This is a genomic window from Testudinibacter sp. P27/CKL/0425 (assembly GCF_052931395.1).
In genome coordinates this window covers 1,203,231-1,220,149 of record NZ_CM128801.1, presented here as the reverse complement: position 1 = coordinate 1,220,149, position 16,919 = coordinate 1,203,231, and the positions used below count along the sequence as shown (strand labels likewise).

Annotated in this window: 16 protein-coding genes, 1 pseudogene and 1 riboswitch; of the genes and pseudogenes, 7 read left to right on the top strand and 10 right to left on the bottom strand. The window is 46.1% G+C overall.

Going from position 1 to position 16,919, the window contains the following annotated elements; translation table 11 throughout:
* Positions 1-23 precede the first annotated feature (23 nt).
* Together ACUHGC_RS06085 and pepT are read right to left on the bottom strand one after the other, a co-directional pair.
* Positions 24-1,148, bottom strand: a pseudogene (locus tag ACUHGC_RS06085) (anhydro-N-acetylmuramic acid kinase).
* A 33-nt stretch (positions 1,149-1,181) separates the two neighbouring features.
* Positions 1,182-2,423, bottom strand: a complete 1,242-nt coding sequence (pepT, locus tag ACUHGC_RS06080) for a peptidase T (RefSeq protein WP_446834727.1) — start codon at positions 2,421-2,423, stop codon at positions 1,182-1,184.
* A gap of 242 nt (positions 2,424-2,665) precedes the next feature.
* Here pepT and adk point away from each other — a divergent pair, with 242 nt between their 5' ends.
* Entirely contained in the window at positions 2,666-3,310 is a 645-nt protein-coding gene (gene adk / locus ACUHGC_RS06075) for an adenylate kinase (RefSeq protein WP_446834726.1), read from the top strand.
* A gap of 92 nt (positions 3,311-3,402) precedes the next feature.
* Here the strand turns inward: adk and ACUHGC_RS06070 are convergent, their stop codons facing one another.
* The 6 genes from ACUHGC_RS06070 to ACUHGC_RS06045 are packed head-to-tail and all read right to left on the bottom strand — an operon-like array spanning position 3,403 to position 6,896.
* Entirely contained in the window at positions 3,403-4,311 is a 909-nt protein-coding gene (locus tag ACUHGC_RS06070; protein WP_446834725.1) for a siderophore ABC transporter substrate-binding protein, read from the bottom strand.
* A gap of 40 nt (positions 4,312-4,351) precedes the next feature.
* Positions 4,352-5,116: an iron ABC transporter ATP-binding protein gene (locus ACUHGC_RS06065; RefSeq protein WP_446834724.1), complete on the bottom strand. Its 765-nt coding sequence runs from the start codon at positions 5,114-5,116 to the stop codon at positions 4,352-4,354.
* The gene (locus ACUHGC_RS06060) at positions 5,116-5,889 is read right to left on the bottom strand and encodes an iron chelate uptake ABC transporter family permease subunit (RefSeq protein ID WP_446834723.1); all 774 of its coding nucleotides are present in this window, start codon (positions 5,887-5,889) and stop codon (positions 5,116-5,118) included. The genes ACUHGC_RS06065 and ACUHGC_RS06060 overlap by 1 nt, the downstream gene beginning before the upstream one ends.
* 6 nt (positions 5,890-5,895) lie before the next feature.
* The gene (locus ACUHGC_RS06055; protein WP_446834722.1) at positions 5,896-6,072 is read right to left on the bottom strand and encodes a hypothetical protein; all 177 of its coding nucleotides are present in this window, start codon (positions 6,070-6,072) and stop codon (positions 5,896-5,898) included.
* Positions 6,065-6,163, bottom strand: a complete 99-nt coding sequence (locus ACUHGC_RS06050; protein WP_446834721.1) for a hypothetical protein — start codon at positions 6,161-6,163, stop codon at positions 6,065-6,067. The genes ACUHGC_RS06055 and ACUHGC_RS06050 overlap by 8 nt, the downstream gene beginning before the upstream one ends.
* Positions 6,147-6,896 (bottom strand): ABC transporter permease, encoded by a 750-nt coding sequence (locus ACUHGC_RS06045; RefSeq protein WP_446834720.1) that lies wholly within the window; start codon positions 6,894-6,896, stop codon positions 6,147-6,149. Before ACUHGC_RS06045 ends, ACUHGC_RS06050 begins: the two co-directional genes overlap by 17 nt.
* A gap of 260 nt (positions 6,897-7,156) precedes the next feature.
* On the opposite strand from ACUHGC_RS06045, the gene rarD reads away from it, so the two are divergent.
* Complete coding sequence (gene rarD, locus ACUHGC_RS06040; RefSeq protein ID WP_446834719.1) at positions 7,157-8,029, top strand: EamA family transporter RarD; 873 nt, start codon at positions 7,157-7,159, stop codon at positions 8,027-8,029.
* Positions 8,030-8,082: 53 nt separating this feature from the next.
* Here the strand turns inward: rarD and dnaJ are convergent, their stop codons facing one another.
* Positions 8,083-9,216: a molecular chaperone DnaJ gene (gene dnaJ, locus ACUHGC_RS06035; protein ID WP_446834718.1), complete on the bottom strand. Its 1,134-nt coding sequence runs from the start codon at positions 9,214-9,216 to the stop codon at positions 8,083-8,085.
* A gap of 119 nt (positions 9,217-9,335) precedes the next feature.
* Entirely contained in the window at positions 9,336-11,237 is a 1,902-nt protein-coding gene (dnaK, locus tag ACUHGC_RS06030; protein ID WP_446834717.1) for a molecular chaperone DnaK, read from the bottom strand.
* Between the two features lie 341 nt (positions 11,238-11,578).
* On the opposite strand from dnaK, the gene ACUHGC_RS06025 reads away from it, so the two are divergent.
* The 5 genes from ACUHGC_RS06025 (at position 11,579) to thiB (ending at position 16,916) form a co-directional block, all read left to right on the top strand.
* Positions 11,579-13,072, top strand: coding sequence for a YdgA family protein (locus ACUHGC_RS06025; protein ID WP_446834716.1), 1,494 nt, complete (start codon positions 11,579-11,581; stop codon positions 13,070-13,072).
* Between the two features lie 194 nt (positions 13,073-13,266).
* Positions 13,267-14,154: an IS256 family transposase, variant Zn-binding type gene (locus tag ACUHGC_RS06020; protein ID WP_446834852.1), complete on the top strand. Its 888-nt coding sequence runs from the start codon at positions 13,267-13,269 to the stop codon at positions 14,152-14,154.
* Positions 14,155-14,416: 262 nt separating this feature from the next.
* Positions 14,417-14,872, top strand: a complete 456-nt coding sequence (locus ACUHGC_RS06015; RefSeq protein WP_446834715.1) for an RrF2 family transcriptional regulator — start codon at positions 14,417-14,419, stop codon at positions 14,870-14,872.
* A gap of 10 nt (positions 14,873-14,882) precedes the next feature.
* Positions 14,883-15,698 carry a polyphosphate kinase 2 family protein gene (locus ACUHGC_RS06010; protein WP_446834714.1) on the top strand — a complete coding sequence of 272 codons (816 nt, stop codon included), beginning with the start codon at positions 14,883-14,885 and terminating at the stop codon, positions 15,696-15,698.
* Between the two features lie 45 nt (positions 15,699-15,743).
* Positions 15,744-15,861: riboswitch (TPP riboswitch) on the top strand.
* A gap of 47 nt (positions 15,862-15,908) precedes the next feature.
* Positions 15,909-16,916 carry a thiamine ABC transporter substrate binding subunit gene (gene thiB, locus ACUHGC_RS06005; RefSeq protein ID WP_446834713.1) on the top strand — a complete coding sequence of 336 codons (1,008 nt, stop codon included), beginning with the start codon at positions 15,909-15,911 and terminating at the stop codon, positions 16,914-16,916.
* Positions 16,917-16,919 lie beyond the last annotated feature (3 nt).

The following is a 16,919-nucleotide window of genomic DNA, read 5'->3' as shown; positions in this document are numbered from 1 at the left end:
TGAACTAATAGCCCACACCAGAGTTACATTTCCGCCGGATAAATCGCACCCAGCGATATGGCACGTTGTGCGCCGGTGACGCTTGGCAGGTTGGCGGATTGGTTATTCAAGCGCCGATATGCCAACCATGCGAACGCGGCGGCTTCAACATCGTCGGCGTTTAAACCGCACTTGGTGGTGGTTTGCACCGTCCAATTCGGCAAAAGTGCGGTCAAGCGTTGCATGATTAACGGATTTTGCGCGCCGCCGCCACACACCAATAAACGGCATGGCAACGCATGAGCAGCGGCTATCGGCAACAACTGTTGCACAATGCTCTGTACGGTAAACTCAAGCAATGTCGCCTGCACATCTTGTGCGGCAAGGGGCGCAACCGAATCCAGTTTCTGCTGTAACCACGCCAAATTAAATAGTTCCCGCCCGGTGCTTTTTGGCGGCGGCAACGCAAAAAACGGTTCGTCCAACAAGGCCGCCAGTAGGGCTTGATTCGCCTGACCGCTCTTTGCCCACGCGCCGTCTTTATCGTAACGTTTGGCTTGATGTTTTTCGATCCAAGCGTCTAACAGCGTGTTGCCTGCGCCGGTGTCATAACCGATCACCGGTTGATTTGGGATCAGCAAGGAAATATTGCTGATTCCGCCGATATTCAGCACCACATTCAGCCGATCCGACTCGCTAAATACCGCTTCATGAAATGCCGGCACCAGCGGTGCGCCTTGTCCGCCAAACGCCATATCTTTGCGCCGAAAATCAGCCACCACGCAAATGCCGGTTTTTGCCGCCAATAGATTGCCGTCGCCGATCTGCATGGTGAAAGGATATTGAGTATTCGGCGAATGCCAGACGGTTTGCCCGTGGCAACCGATCGCCGTGATCTGCTGTGATGTGAGCGATTGTTTGGCTAAAAAGCAGTTCACCACCTCGGCATATAATAGTGCCAAGCGGTGATCCAGTTCGCCGAGTTGTTGCAAGCCGGTTTCGCCGCGATTACACAACTACGACAGTTGCTGCCTGAGGTCGTCCGGCATCGGCATAAAATCCGAAGCCACCAAGTCCGGTTTTGACGGTTCGGAAAAATCCACCAATGCCAGATCCACTCCGTCCAAACTGGTGCCCGACATCAAACCGATATAATATTGCGCTTGCATAGCTGCTCCTTGTAGTGCGAGTTTCCTCCTACTCTACACACCCTGCGCCATCGTCGCAATATTCACCAACACATCAACCGCACTTTGCATACTTTGTACGCTCGCCAGTTCGTATTTACTGTGAAAATTATAACCGCCGGTAAACAAATTCGGGCAGGCAATGCCCATTTCCGCCAACCTTGCGCCGTCCGTGCCGCCGCGAATCGGTCGCTCCAGCGGTGTGATATTGCAATTCAACATCGCGCGTTTTGCCAGTTCCAGCGCTTGCGGTGTACGGCTGATCACTTCATACATATTCTGATAATGATCTTGAATCTCGCACTGCAACTGCTGCTGCAAGCCGTGCTGCTCGGCAAATGCTTGCGCCCATTGACGAAACTGCTGTTTGCGCTGTTGGAACCGTTCGCCGTCAAACTCGCGAATCAAATAGTGCATATTCACCTGCTCGATGTCGCCTTCCAGCCTATCCAAATGGAAAAAGCCCTCACGCAGTTCGGTTTTTTCCGGCACTTCGTCTTTCGGCAACGATTGATGAAAATCGCACGCTAGCGCCAACGCGTTGACCAACACGCCTTTCGCCGTGCCGGGATGAGTGGAATGTCCTTGAATTTGAATCGTTGCCGAAGCCGCATTAAAATTCTCACTTTGCAATTCGCCCAGCTCGCCGCCGTCGACGGTATACGCCCAATCGCAGCGAAAATCCGCCAACGGGAAAAAATCCATGCCCAAGCCGATTTCCTCGTCAGGCGTGAACGCGATCCGAATATTGGCGTGTGGAATTTTGCACGCAATCAACTGCTCAAGTGCGGTCATAATCTCGGCAATTCCGGCTTTGTTGTCCGCGCCCAGTAAGGTGGTGCCGTCGGTCACAATCAGCGAATGCCCAATTAGCTGGTGCAGAAAATGGTAATCCACCGGGCTGATATATTCATCGCCTTTGCCGAGCGCAATGTCGCCGCCGCGATACTCTTGGATCAATTCGGCTTTGACATTTTTGCCGCTCATTTGTGGCGAAGTGTCGAGATGAGCGATAAAGCCGATGGTTTTTTCACTGCCGCAATTTGAGGGCAAAAGTGCGGTCACCACACTGTGGCGGCTCAGCTTCACTTCGCTCAAACCCAGTAATTCCAACTCCTCCACCAACTGTTCCGCTAGGCGCAGCTGCCCGATGGAGCTCGGCGATTTTTGCGCCTCCGGTCTGGATTGGGTGTCGAAGCTAATATAATTAAAAAAGCGGTTCAACAATTTTTCTTGTTGTGGAAATGATGTCGGCATGGCTTCCTCCCGCCACAAAGCGGCTTTTTATTTGCATGTTATTGTAGTCGTGTTTAGTAAACAAAATCATGATCGATAACAATTTTTCTTTATTTTTATTAACGGAACGCCCCCGATCATCACGCTGAAAAGCACTTATCCGCAGATATTTGCTACAAAACCGACATTCTTGCCAATCAAGCCTTGAGTTTCTACCTTGAGAAAGGTATGTTATAGCGTTATTTTTATTTGAGAGGTCAAGCATGAAAATCATTTTATTGGGCGCACCGGGCGCCGGCAAAGGCACACAAGCACAGTTCATTATGAACAAATACAACATTCCGCAAATCTCCACCGGCGATATGCTGCGTGCAGCAATTAAAGCAGGCAGCGAGCTGGGCAAACAAGCGAAACAATTAATGGACGAAGGCAAATTAGTGCCGGACGATCTGATTATCGCGTTGGTGAAAGAGCGCGTGGCGCAGCCTGACGCCGCTAACGGCTTTTTGCTAGACGGCTTCCCGCGCACCATTCCACAAGCCGATGCGCTGAAAGATGCCAATATCGCGATTGATTTCGTATTGGAATTTGATGTGCCGGATGAAGTGATTGTTGAGCGCATGAGCGGACGTCGTGTTCACCAGGCTTCCGGCCGGGTTTATCATGTGGTGTATAATCCGCCGAAAGTGGAAGGCAAAGATGATGTCAGCGGTGAAGAGCTGATTATCCGCGCTGATGACAAGCCGGAAACCGTGTTGGATCGCTTGAGCATTTATCACAACACCACTAAACCGTTAGTGGATTACTATCAAGCAGAAGCCAGCAACGGCAACACCCAATATTTCCGTTTAGACGGCACTCAACCGGTGGAAAGCGTCAGCGAGAAATTGGCGGAGATTCTGGGTTAATGCCAGACCGCACTTGCACAACGCATTACCGTTGAATGGATACACATCGGGGCAGAAATTATCTGCCCCGATTTTTTACGCTCTGATTCGGCTTATTCTACCGCTTTCAGCATTTCCTGATTCATGGCTTTCATGGATTGCAAACCGCCCATTACCAAATACCAGTTGACGGAATCCAAGTACACAATTTTGCCGTTTTTATAGGCTTTTGTGCCTTTGATTAAATCGTTATCAAACACTTTTTCCGCGTTGCCGGTTTTCTTGGTGATTGCCGCGGTGCGGTCGATCACAAAGATATAATCCGGATTTTTATCCAATACATATTCAAACGTCACTTTCATGCCGTGGCGTGATTCGGCGATATTCGGATCGGCTTGCGCAAAACCGTAATCTTGATAGATCATGCCGTAACGGGAATTCGGACCGAATGCACTGATATTGCTTTCATTCGCCAACAACACCAACGCATTTTTGCCTTTAGCTTTTGCGGCAATAGTCGACAAATCTTGATCGATCGCTTTTAGCTCACTTTCTGCTTGCTCTTGTTTACCGATGATGCTGGCGATATTGCGCACGTTTTGTTGGAATGAAGAATAAAACTCCAGATATTTAATGTCGCTGAAATAGATCGGAGAAATTTCTTTAAAACGATCCACTAATTGATTTTGACGAGCGGACACAATGGTTAAATCCGGCTCGGCTTCATTTAAGCACTCAAAATTCGGCTCCATTAAACTGCCGACATCAACGTATTTCTGATCTTCATATTTTTTCAAATAAATCGGCAACGGCAATGATTTCGGCACGGCAACCACATTTTCATTGCCCAACGTATCTAAAATATCCAGTGCCGGAAAGTCGAAAATCGCAATCCGATTTGGATTTTGCGGCACGTCCAGCTCGCCAATGGTGCTGGACAGTTTTAAATCCGCCGCTTGAGAAACGCCAACCGTCAAGGTTGCCAATAGAGTAACTGCCAAAGAACGCAAGGTTTTACGCATATAATGTCTCCTATAAGATCGATTTTAAGTAAAGTGTTGATTAATTTCTAAAAAAGACGGCAATTTTATTGTCATCAATGGTGTGAATCGGAATTTGCATTCCATAAATTTTATCCAGCGATTCGGTGCGCATAATCTGCGCCACTTCACCCTGCTGCACCAAGCAGCCGTTTTTCAACGCGACGATATAGTCGGAATAGCATGAAGCGAAATTAATGTCGTGGATCACAATAATTACTGTTTTTCCCAGGTCGTCGGTTAATTGGCGCAGAACCTTCATGATCTGCACCGAATGTTTCATATCCAGATTATTCAACGGCTCATCTAGCAGAATGTCATCGGTGTCCTGTGCCAATGTCATCGCGATATACGCGCGCTGTCGTTGCCCGCCGCTCAATTCGTTGATAAAGACGCGCCGGATTTTTTGCAGATCCATGTAATCTAACGCTTTTTCGATATATTCGCGATCAACCGCAGTTAACCGCCCTTTGCTGTACGGAAAACGCCCGAAAGCCACCAAATCTTCAACCGTCAAGCGTAAATCCAGATGATTGCTCTGTTTTAAAATCGAAAGCTGCTGCGCGATTTGTTGATTCGGAATCTGCCCGATTTCCTCTCCGTTCAACAACACCTTGCCGCTGTCGGCTTTCAGCAAGCGGCTGATGATCGCCAATAAGGTGCTTTTGCCCGCGCCGTTCGGACCGATAAACGAGGTGATTTTCCCCTGCGGAATAGTGAGCGAAATATCGTTTAAAATCACTTTTTCGCCGTATGTTTTGCTGATATGTTTAATTTCAAGACTCATTACTGACCTCGACTCTGGCTTTTACGCAACAGAAGATAGATAAAATAGCTGCCGCCGATAAAATTGATAATCACGCTTAAGGTGGTGTTAAAATTCAATAACTGCGAAACCACAAATTGCCCGCCGACTAACGTGACGATAGCGATCAGCACCGCCGCCGGAATAAGCACCCGATAATGGTGGCTTTTAATAAATTCAAACGCCAAGTTCATCACCAATAAGCCTAAAAAAGTGATTGGTCCGACAAGTGCGGTCGCAATCGAGGTTAAGATCGCCACAATAATCAATAACCGTTTGCTCAAGCCGCGATAATCCAACCCGAGATTAATCGCCTGATTGCGCCCTAACGCCAAAGCGTCCAGCTGATATAAATAGCGCGCAGCGTAAATCAGCACCAGCGATAACAGCCCGAACGCCAGCCACAAAATCTCGCCGTTTACTTTGTTGAAACTGGCGAAACTCGCGTCTTGCACAATCTGAAATTCATTCGGGTCGATCAGCACTTCCATAAAGGTGCTGGCGCTCTGGAAAAATGTGCCGAATACAATCCCGACCAGCAGCAGGAAAAACAGATTTTCGCGCTCGCGTTTAAACAGGAAATAGTAAAACGACAGCGAAAACAGCGTCATAATGGCGCCCGACAGCAGAAAACCGATCTTCGAATCAAGCTGCAACAAGGTGAAAGAGCCAAACAAGAAAATAATCGCCAGTTGGATCAACACATACAGATAATCTAGTCCCAAGATGCTCGGGGTTAAAATTCGGTTATTCACCAACGCCTAAAAAATCATACTGGAAACCGCAATCGCCACCGCTGTCAGTAAAATTGCCGCCAGCGAAATCATGCGGTAGTTCAACGCATATTGCCAACGATTCGGCAAGTTGTAGCCCAAAAACAGCGCAATGGATACCGCACTTAGCACAATCAGAAGCAAGATTTTAATTCGATTAGACATGGCGGAACCGCTTAAACAACAACAGTAAGAAAATTGCGCTGCCGATCACGCCGACAATTAAATTAATCGCAATTTCATAAGGATAAATCACAACTCGCCCGATAATATCGCACGCCAGGACAAACACCGCGCACTAAAAGTGCGGTATGCGACAGCACATTTTTTAAATTATCGCCCAAGTAAAGGGTCACGATATTCGGGATAATCAAGCCCAAAAACGGAATCACACCGACTGAAACGATGATAATTGAAGTCACCACCGCCACGATCGCTAAGCCCAAATATTGTACCTGTTTGAAATTTAGCCCTAAATTGACCGCAAACGATTCGCCCATGCCGACAATCGCAAATCGATTGGCGAACAGATAAACCAGCAACAACGCCGGAATGCTGATATACAACATTTCATAGCGCCCGCTCATCACCAGTGAAAAATCACCCTGCAACCAGCCTGCAAGATTTTGCAGCAGATCTTCTTTCATCGCCAGAAACACCGTCACCGCACTGATAATGTTGCCGAACATGATGCCGACTAATGGCACGAAAATCACATCTTTAAATTTTAGTTTTGACAAAATAGTGATAAACACCAGTGTGCCGCCAAACGCCGCGGCAATCGCAATCGCAGTTTTGGCAAGCATGGAAGCGGCAGGAAAGAGAATCATCGCAATTAAAATACCCAAGCGGGCGGAATCCATGGTGCCGGCGGTGGTCGGCGACACAAAACGGTTGCGGGTTAATTGCTGCATCACCAGCCCGCACACCGCCAAGCCCGCACCGGCAATCAAAATGCTGATTAAACGCTGACAGTAAACACCTGCCACTGTTCGCTGTCAAAACGCCATAAGCCGTCTAAGGTGACGCTGCTGACGCCGAGAAACAGAGAAACCAACGATAGCAGCAACATTAGGCTTATCAAATAACGTCTTTTAATCATGTCGTGGCAAGTAACTTTAAAATAAATGAGAATGATTTTCTATTTTATAGATTGGCGAAAAATAGTCAATTCTGTTTTGTTGAATTGATTCACAGGCTATACTATTGATCTTGCTTGACTGTTCACCACACAATATTAAATACCATGATGTCTAAAGGATTACTTTGCTCGCTAATCGCCTCGGCGCTATTCGGCTATTTATATTATTTTACTACGCTGCTCGCTCCGCTCAGTGGTTTAGACGCACTCGGCTTTCGAATTTTCTTTATGTTGCCTGCGGTGTTGGCGGTACTGTTTTTATTTAAACAGCAAACGCGCCTGCTTGAACTGTTACGCCGAATCAAGCAGCAGCCATTGTTATTACTGGTAGTGATCTTTAACGCCGCGATGATGGGCTTTCAAATGTGGCTGTATTTATGGGCGCCAAATAACGGAAGTGCGGTTGAGGTGACGGTCGGCTATCTGATGTTGCCGTTGGTGCTGGTGGCGTTCGGCAAGTTTATGTTTAAAGAATCCATTTCCCGCTACAAAGCCTATGCGATTGCTTGCGCTACACTCGCCGTGCTGTCTAACATTGCGCTGACCGGCAAAATGTCGTGGGAAAGCTTAGCTGTCGGGTTCGGCTATGCGTTGTATTTTGTTAGCCGCAAAGCCTTTAAAATGAACGATCTCGCCTCTTTTACCTTGGAAATCATCCTGCTATTTCCGTTTTGCCTGTATATGGTGTCGAAAATCAATCTAAGTGCGGTTGCTGAAGTCAATGACAATATTTATCTGCTGGTGTTATTGCTGGGCGTGATCAGCAGTGTGGCGTTTATCGCCTATATTCTTGCCAGCAATTGGTTACCCATCAACCTGCTGGGTTTGCTGGGCTATGTGGAAACCGTGGCAATGCTGTTTATTTCAGTGTACATCGGCGAAGTCATCCAACCCGCCTCTTACCCGCTACTGTTTGGGCTGTCGGCAGCAATGTTATTGTTGATGTATGATGGGTTTAAAGGAAAAAAATCGGTGAGCTAAATAGCTCACCGAAGTGCGGTTTAGGATGATTATCGTAGTAAAAAATTCACTATCTATTTGGTCAAATCATCAAAAAACTTCTTCACGCCGTCTAAGAAGCTGGAGGATTTCGGGCGATGTTTGCCGGTGCCTTCCAAGCTTTCTTCCAGCTGTTTCAACAAGTTTTTCTGTTCTTCGTTCAGTTTCACCGGCGTTTCGATGATCACTTTACAGATCAAATCGCCCGCATAATGGCTACGGGTTGAGGTTACGCCTTTGCCGCGCATTCTGAACAGTTTGCCGGTTTGGGTTTCTGCCGGGATTTTCAGTTTCACGCGCCCGTCCAGCGTCGGCACTTCAATTTCGCCACCGAGTGCCGCCATGGTGAAGCTAATCGGCACTTCGCAATACAGATTATTGCCATCACGCTCAAAGATGTGGTGATCTTTAACGTGGATTACCACGTATAAATCCCCTGCCGGTGCGCCGTTTTCACCCGCTGCTCCCTCGCCGCTCAAACGCAGTTGGTTGCCGGTGTCCACCCCTGCCGGGATTTTAACCGACAGATTTTTCGGCTTGTGTACACGTCCGTCGCCGTGACACTTGGTACACGGTTTCTCAATTTTTTTACCGCTGCCGTAGCAAGTCGGGCATGCCTGTTCGGTAACAAAAAAGCCTTGTTGACGGCGCACACGCCCCGCCCCATGACAGGTCGGACAAGTTTCCACTTTGGAACCTTCCTGCGCGCCGCTGCCGTGACAGCTATCGCATTCTGCCAGGGTGTTGATTTTAATATCCTTGCTGGTGCCTTTCACCGCTTCTTCTAGGGTGATTTCCAGATCGTAGCGTAAGTCATCACCACGCACCACACGCTGACGACCTCGTCCGCCGCCACCAAACATATCGCTGAAGATATCACCGAAAATATCACCAAAATCTACGCCGCCGCCAAAGCCGCCACCGCCTCCTCCGAAGCCGCCTTGCTCAAACGCCGCATGACCGTATTGATCATACGCCGCGCGTTTTTGGCTGTCGGTTAAGATTTCATAGGCTTCTTTGACTTCTTTAAATTGCGCTTCAGCGTCTTTGTTATCAGGATTGCGATCCGGGTGATATTTCATCGCTAGGCGTTTATACGCCTTTTTGATCTCTTTCTCTTCCGCATTGCGGGCGACACCCAGCACTTCGTAATAGTCACGCTTTGACATAGTCTTTCCGTTTTTGTGTTTCGTTTGTTTCTGTTATATGTGCAAAAGGGCGAAGATTACTCATCGCCCTGAAATCATTAAAGAAATGTGATAACCGTTTCTTTAAGCCTCATTTTTGCTTACTTGTCTTTCACTTCTTCAAATTCAGCGTCAACCACATCATCGCCGCCTTTACCTTGTTCAGCTTGTTGCTGTCCAGCTTGGGCTTGCTGTTGTGCGGCTGCGATCAATTTTTCAGATGCTTGAATCAACGCTTGGGTTTTCGCTTCGATCACATCTTTATTTTCGCCTTTGGCTGCGGTTTCCAGTTCGTTGACCGCACTTTCAATCGCGGCACGATCATCACCCGCTAACGCTTCGCCTGCTTCTTCCAGCTGTTTGCGCGTGGAGTGAACCAAGTGATCCGCTTGATTGCGCACTTGCACCAACTCTTCAAACTTGCGATCCGCTTCGGCATTAGCTTCTGCATCGCGCACCATTTGTTGAATTTCATCATCACTTAAACCAGAAGAGGCTTTAATGGTGATTTTTTGCTCTTTACCCGTGCCTTTATCTTTGGCAGAAACGTGCAAGATCCCGTCGGCATCAATATCAAAAGTCACTTCAATTTGCGGCATACCGCGTGGTGCAGCTTGAATGCCTTCTAGGTTAAATTGCCCCAGCGATTTATTATCGCCCGCACGCTTACGCTCCCCTTGTAACACATGGATTGTTACCGCACTTTGGTTATCTTCCGCCGTGGAGAACACTTGGCTGTGTTTGGTTGGGATCGTGGTGTTTTTCTCGATCAACTTGGTCATCACGCTGCCCATGGTTTCGATACCCAATGACAACGGTGTCACGTCTAGCAACAACACGTCTTTCACATCACCAGCCAACACGCCGCCTTGAATCGCCGCACCAATCGCAACCGCTTCATCAGGATTCACGTCTTTGCGTGGCTCTTTGCCGAAGAACTCTGCCACTTTTTGTTGTACCAATGGCATACGAGTTTGTCCGCCCACCAAAATCACATCATCAATTTCAGACACGCTTAAATCAGCATCTTTAAGTGCGGTGCGCACAGGCTCTAATGAACGTTGCACCAACTCTTCAACCAGTGATTCTAATTTCGCGCGGGTTAATTTGATGTTTAAGTGTTTCGGGCCTGTCGCATCTGCGGTGATGTATGGCAAGTTTACATCGGTTTGTTGTGCGGAAGACAATTCGATTTTCGCTTTCTCGCCCGCTTCTTTCAAACGTTGCATCGCTAATGGATCGTTGCGCAGATCGATACCTTGTTCTTTTTTGAACTCGTCAACCAAGTAGTTGATGACACGGTTATCGAAGTCTTCACCACCTAGGTGGGTGTCACCGTTGGTTGCCAATACTTCGAAGGTTTTTTCGCCGTCAACATCATCAATTTCGATGATAGATAAGTCAAATGTACCACCTCCCAAGTCGTAAACCGCGATAGTGTGGTTGCCTTTGTCTTTATCTAAACCGTATGCCAACGCTGCCGCGGTCGGTTCATTGATGATACGTTTAACTTCTAAACCTGCGATACGGCCTGCATCTTTGGTGGCTTGACGTTGCGCATCATTGAAATATGCCGGCACAGTGATAACTGCTTCGGTCACTTTTTCGCCCAAGAAGTCTTCGGCGGTTTTTTTCATTTTTTTCAACACTTCGGCAGAAATTTGCGGCGGTGCCATTTTTTCATCTTTTACCGACACCCACGCATCGCCGTTGTCGGCTTTGACGATGTCAAACGGCATAATGTTGACATCGCGCTGTACTTCTTCATCAGTAAAACGACGACCGATCAAACGTTTGATCGCAAACAGTGTGTTTTTCGGGTTGGTGACCGCTTGGCGTTTCGCCGGTTGACCGACTAAAGTTTCACCGTCTTGTGTATAAGCAATAATTGACGGAGTGGTACGATCCCCTTCCGCGTTTTCGATCACGCGTGGTTTGTCGCCGTCCATCACCGCAACACATGAGTTGGTGGTTCCTAAGTCAATACCAATAATTTTTCCCATTTTGTTTCTCCTGTAGAATCTGAAATTTGCTCTAAGCCAAATTCATTATGAATCGCTTCGATGTTGTTAAGATGCGGACTAAAAATCGGATTTCAACTCTGTTTCGAAAATATTCTGTAGATTTGTTGCAATCCGCCTTCCAGCGGCGCTTGTTGCTCTAAATAAGGTTAAAAAAACAAAGTTCAAGGGAGAAATTTAAAAATTTCCGGAAATAAGAACATCAAGTGCGGTGAGATTATTGCTAGCCTAAGCGTAACCTAATCTATATACTGATTTGACATACAACATGATTTTAACAATTTTTGCTTTTATTTTATTTTTTAGTTTATAGAGGAAATCGTATGAAAAAATCATCTCTGGCACTGGGCGCTGTGGCCGTTTTAGTCGCAACATGGGCAGGCGGAACATGGTATTCGGGTAAAATTTTGGAAGAGAAATATCCTGAATATGTTCAACAAGCCAATGAAGAAACCTTCAAACAATTAGTCGGTTACGAATACCAATTTGAAGTCAAAAATACCAAATTAGCACGCAGCTTTTTCTCTACCGAAATAGAAGATCAGCTGATTATTACGCACCGCACCAATAATAAACAATATATCATCCCGTTTAAAACAATCGCCGAACACGGTCCGCTACCGCTCTCACGTTTAACAAGCCTACGTTTGGCACCGGTAATGACCAGTGCGCACAGCGAAATTATCGAAGATCCGTCCATTACCGAGCTGTTCAAAGCTTCCAAAGGGGTGGCTCCTCTAAGCAGTGATTTTACGATCAGCTATAACCAACAAATTACACAACATTCTACTTTCGCCGCGTTGGATTACCAAAACGATGATTTTTCAATCGACAGCAGCGAAATCAACATTGAAGCCGACACCAACCAAAAGGGGGTTGGGCTGATTAAAGCAAAAATGGACAAGCTGAATGTAACCGATTTAGTTCAAGATTTTGATCGAAACTACCAGAAAATCTATTTAAAGCGTACCATTCAGGCTGAAAACATTGATCTGAACTCCGATTTAAAACCATCGGAATGGGAATTTATTCCGAGCGGAAAACAGCTATTCAGCATTGACAATATCAAAATTACCGAGCAATCCGTCAAAGATTCCAGCGAAAGTAAAATGATCGCCGATCTTCGCGCTCTGCGTTTCAATTATGCAACCAAATTGAACGGTGAATTTGCCGATATTTCGTTGAATAACCAACTGAACGAAGTATATATCGGCGGCGAAGCATTGGGAAAAATCGAATTTAATATCGATTTGAACCACCTGAAAGCGGAACCGTTAAATCAAATTATGGAAATATATAGCCAAGGACAAATCGTTAACCAGCACCAATTGGAACAACAACTGGCCGCACCGGGGTTGGCGTTGTTACAAAACCAACCGGAAATCCGTCTGCAACCGTTCAGCCTGACCAACAACAAAGGTGAAAACAAATTGACGCTTGATTTGGGTCTGTCAAAAGCCGACCCGTCGGCGACCTTAATGCAAGGCAAAATTCTGTCGTTATTCGATAAATTGGAATTAAATGCCGATATCAGCAAACCTGCTGTCGAACAATTTCTCACCAGCATGGTTAATATCGAGATCAACAATGATCCGAGCGTACCAGAATACCAAGCGGAACAGCTGGAATACCTCAAAGCCGATATGGAACAGCAATTTGCCGATGCGATACAACAAAAAATTCTGGTGACGTCCGATAACCAGGCTTATCAAAGCAAATTGATTCTGGAAAACGGCGAGCTAAAACTGAACGGCGAAGTTATTCCGGAAGAAAACATCGCGCAGGCTTTAATGATGCTCTTTATGGGCGGCTTTTAAGTGCTAAGCATTCACAGTTAATGCAAAGAGCGGTTCGATGAAACCGCTCTTTTTGATCTCAACCGGTAAAAATTTTAAGAAGGCATAGTAGACAAAAATGTGGCTGAAATCTCGCTTAATCCCTTATAGAATAAGGCGTTAAGTGAGATTTTTTAAAATGACCAAAAAATTGCTATTTCTGTGGTTCAGAACACATTAAAAAACACGGTAAAAATTCAGGCAAGCAACGCTATAAATGCTTGGATTGTTTACGGACATATTCTCACACAAATTACCTTCAATCCGCCCAAATCTGGCACGATTACACCGTCGGAAAACAGACGTATAAGCAGCTTGCGTTAACCTATGATTGTTCGGTCAGGACTATCCAAAGGCACCTGAAAAAAGCCCCTAAAACGCCACTCAGCACACCGCAAACCACAATGTTGAATCTTATTATGGATGTCACTTTTTTCGGGCCACAATTCGGCGTATTAGTCATAATGGATTCCTGCTCAAAAAAGGTGATTTACCACCAAATCGTTCGTACCGAAAAGGACATTTACTATACCAAAGCCATCAATCGATTGCGTAAAAAAGGATTTATTATTCAATCTATTACTTGCGATGGGCGACGGGGCTTATTGAAAGATATATTTAATACGCCAACCCAAATGTGCCAATTTCACCTTGTTGCAATGGTGATTCGCAAGCTGACGAGAAACCCTAAATCCGTTGCCGGAAAGGAACTGAAAACAATGGTTAAAACACTCAAGCAGAGTCACAAAAATGACTTTTATGTCCGTTTGCATCACTGGTTTTTGCAGCATAAAGCTTACTTAGAAGAACGGTCTGATATACCCGATAATCAGGGTAAATTTCCTTATAAACATCGCAAATTGAGAGGGGCTTATGCCAGTATTAAACGCTATATGGATTACTTGTTTGTCTTTGAAAAATACCCGGAGTTACGGATAGAAAAAACGACAAATCGGCTGGAAGGGCTGTTTAAGGATTTAAAGCAGAAATTATCCGTTCATAATGGACTAAACCGAAGGAATAAGATTATGTTTATACAGGATTTTTTGAATAAAAAGAGCTAGAAAAACTAGCGCTTTAAGAGGAGTAGCCACAAAAATGTCTAATAGAAGCTTAGATCTCAAAATCAGCCACATTTTTGGCTACTATGCCAAATTTTATCAATCGCCATTTTGGTTAAAAAAGAGGACTATTTTGGAATTTAGTTCACAAATTCGAGTTTTAAACTGCAATTTTATCCGGCTCCGATTGACAATAATCAACTTACCGCAGGTGAGTTATGCTAAAATTTCATCGAGATTAAAATTAAAATAGTGAAAGAGTGACATGAAACTAAGCAAATTTACCGATTACAACCTGCGGGTTTTGATTTATCTGGCATTAAATAACGATCGCCTGTGTACGATTCAGGAAATTGCAACCGCCTATCAAATTTCCGAAAATCATTTAATGAAAGTGATCCACCATTTAGCCAAACAGCAAACGATTTTATCGCGCCGCGGCAAAGGCGGCGGGATTCAACTCGCCCATCCACCGCACGAAATCAACTTGGCAAAAGTCATCCGTCTGGCGGAAGGTGACGATTCACTGGTTCGCTGCCGCGATCATGGCGTGGTCTGTTGTATTGCGCCGGTTTGCCAGTTGCCGTCCATTTTTGAATTGGCGTTGGACGCATTCTATAAATACCTTTCCCAATACTCTTTACAAGATGTATTAAAGCAACCGGAGCTGTTTGCACGCCATTTCGCCGTGCCTGAAATTCAATATCAAGCGGTTAATTAAGGATAAAATTATGGCATTCGACCTGAAAAATTACCGCTTTGACGGTAAAAATAAATTCAATATCAAAAATTTCTCGACCAACGGCAAAAAAGATGTTGCCGAAACCAAAGAGGAACGCAATGCAATTCTGAGCAGCTTGTCGCCGGAGTTGGATCATCTGCAAGATTTGCTGTATGCCGAACATCAGCGCAAAGTGTTGATCGTGCTGCAAGGCATGGACACCTCCGGAAAAGACGGTACTATCCGCGCGGTATTTCAAAGTGTCGATCCGCTGGCGGTGCGCACCGCCTATTTTGAAGCACCGACCACTAACGAATTGGATCGCGATTATCTGTGGCGGGTGCACAATGTGGTGCCGCGCCGCGGCGAAATCGTTATTTTCAACCGTAGCCATTATGAAGATGTATTGGTGACTAAAGTCAAAGGCTGGATCAGCGATGATGAGGAAAAACGCCGCCTGCGCCATATTAACGATTTTGAACGGCTGTTAAGCGAAACCGGCACGGTGATCCTCAAATTCTTTTTGCATATCTCTAAAGACGAACAACAAGAGCGGTTGCAAGAGCGGTTGGATAATCCGGAGAAAAATTGGAAATTCAATCTCGGTGATCTGGACGACCGTAAATTGTGGGACGATTTCCAACAACAATACCAACGCGTGATCAACGAAACCTCGACCGAATATGCGCCGTGGTATGTAATCCCTGCCGATTCCAAATCCGGACGCAATGTCATTATCACGAAAATTCTGCTCGACACCTTGCGCAAGCTGAATATGCAATATCCACAAGTCGACACCAGCGGCTGGCCGGATAAGATCGAATAGCACGATTAGGGCTTTTCTTTCGTTTTTCTTTTGGATAAGATAGCCGCACTCTCATTGGGGTGCATTATCTTGTCCATTTTTTTATGGCGATGATAACGCTGAGAAATACCCATTGAACCTGATCTGATTAGTAGCAGCGAAGGGATTTGAGATCGTGTTTCTTGCCAAATACCGCACTTGAATTCTTTCTTATCGTTTTATGATAAAAGGATGTTCAATATGTCTTCTTTACTGACCAAACTAACCGCTTCCGCCCTATTTCTGGCATTCAGCCACACCGCATTAAGCCAAGACAGACCGCACTTGACGGTTTACAGCTACGACTCTTTCACTTCCGAATGGGGACCGGGTCCGAAGCTGGAACAGGCGTTTGAACAGCAGTGCCAGTGCGATCTGAAATTCGTACCGTTTGAAGACGGCGTAACCCTGTTTAACCGCCTGCGTTTGGAGGCGAAAAACAGCAAAGCCGATGTGGTGATCGGTTTAGACAATAATTTACTGCCTGAAGCGCACGAATCAAAACTATTTGCCGAAAACAGCGTGGATTTAAGCCCGCTTGCGCTGCCGATCGAATGGACTGACCGCACTTTCCTGCCATATGACTACGGGCAATATGCGTTTATTTATAACCAACACACCCTCACCAATCCGCCCAAAAGTTTAACCGAATTGGTGGAGCGCCAAGATCTGCGGGTGATTTATCAAGATCCGCGCACCAGCACCGTCGGGCGCGGCTTATTGGCGTGGGTGAATGCGGTCTATCCGCAAGATCAAGTGGCAACCGCTTGGCAAACACTGGCAAAACACACGGTGACTGTTGGCAAGGGCTGGTCGGAAACTTACGGTGCTTTTTTGAAAGGCGAATCGGATTTAGTGCTGAGTTACAACACTTCACCGCTGTATCATCAAATCGATGAGCAAGACGATCGCTATCGAGCGGCTGAATTTGCCGAAGGGCATATCGTACAAATCGAGCTGGCGGCGAAACTGGCGAGTAGCCAACAGCCTGCGCTGGCAGATCAATTTTTAGCTTTTTTGGTAAACCCCGAAGCGCAAAAAATTATCGCATTACACAATATCATGTTGCCTGTGATCAAAACCGAGATCGAACCGCACTTTGATCAATTCACACCCGTTAAAACCTTAGCGGTGCCATTCCCTGAAAAAGCGGTTGGCAAAGCGCAAATTCAGGTTTGGCAGCAAGCGTTAAGCCAATAATCT

Excerpts from the sequence above, each read along its gene's own strand:
- pepT (WP_446834727.1), bottom strand. The coding sequence starts at position 2,423 with ATGCCGACATCATTTCCACAACAAGAAAAATTGTTGAACCGCTTTTTT.
- adk (WP_446834726.1), top strand. The coding sequence starts at position 2,666 with ATGAAAATCATTTTATTGGGCGCACCGGGCGCCGGCAAAGGCACACAA.
- ACUHGC_RS06070 (WP_446834725.1), bottom strand. The coding sequence starts at position 4,311 with ATGCGTAAAACCTTGCGTTCTTTGGCAGTTACTCTATTGGCAACCTTG.
- ACUHGC_RS06065 (WP_446834724.1), bottom strand. The coding sequence starts at position 5,116 with ATGAGTCTTGAAATTAAACATATCAGCAAAACATACGGCGAAAAAGTG.
- ACUHGC_RS06055 (WP_446834722.1), bottom strand. The coding sequence starts at position 6,072 with ATGTCTAATCGAATTAAAATCTTGCTTCTGATTGTGCTAAGTGCGGTA.
- rarD (WP_446834719.1), top strand. The coding sequence starts at position 7,157 with ATGTCTAAAGGATTACTTTGCTCGCTAATCGCCTCGGCGCTATTCGGC.
- dnaJ (WP_446834718.1), bottom strand. The coding sequence starts at position 9,216 with ATGTCAAAGCGTGACTATTACGAAGTGCTGGGTGTCGCCCGCAATGCG.
- dnaK (WP_446834717.1), bottom strand. The coding sequence starts at position 11,237 with ATGGGAAAAATTATTGGTATTGACTTAGGAACCACCAACTCATGTGTT.
- ACUHGC_RS06025 (WP_446834716.1), top strand. The coding sequence starts at position 11,579 with ATGAAAAAATCATCTCTGGCACTGGGCGCTGTGGCCGTTTTAGTCGCA.
- ACUHGC_RS06015 (WP_446834715.1), top strand. The coding sequence starts at position 14,417 with ATGAAACTAAGCAAATTTACCGATTACAACCTGCGGGTTTTGATTTAT.
- ACUHGC_RS06010 (WP_446834714.1), top strand. The coding sequence starts at position 14,883 with ATGGCATTCGACCTGAAAAATTACCGCTTTGACGGTAAAAATAAATTC.
- thiB (WP_446834713.1), top strand. The coding sequence starts at position 15,909 with ATGTTCAATATGTCTTCTTTACTGACCAAACTAACCGCTTCCGCCCTA.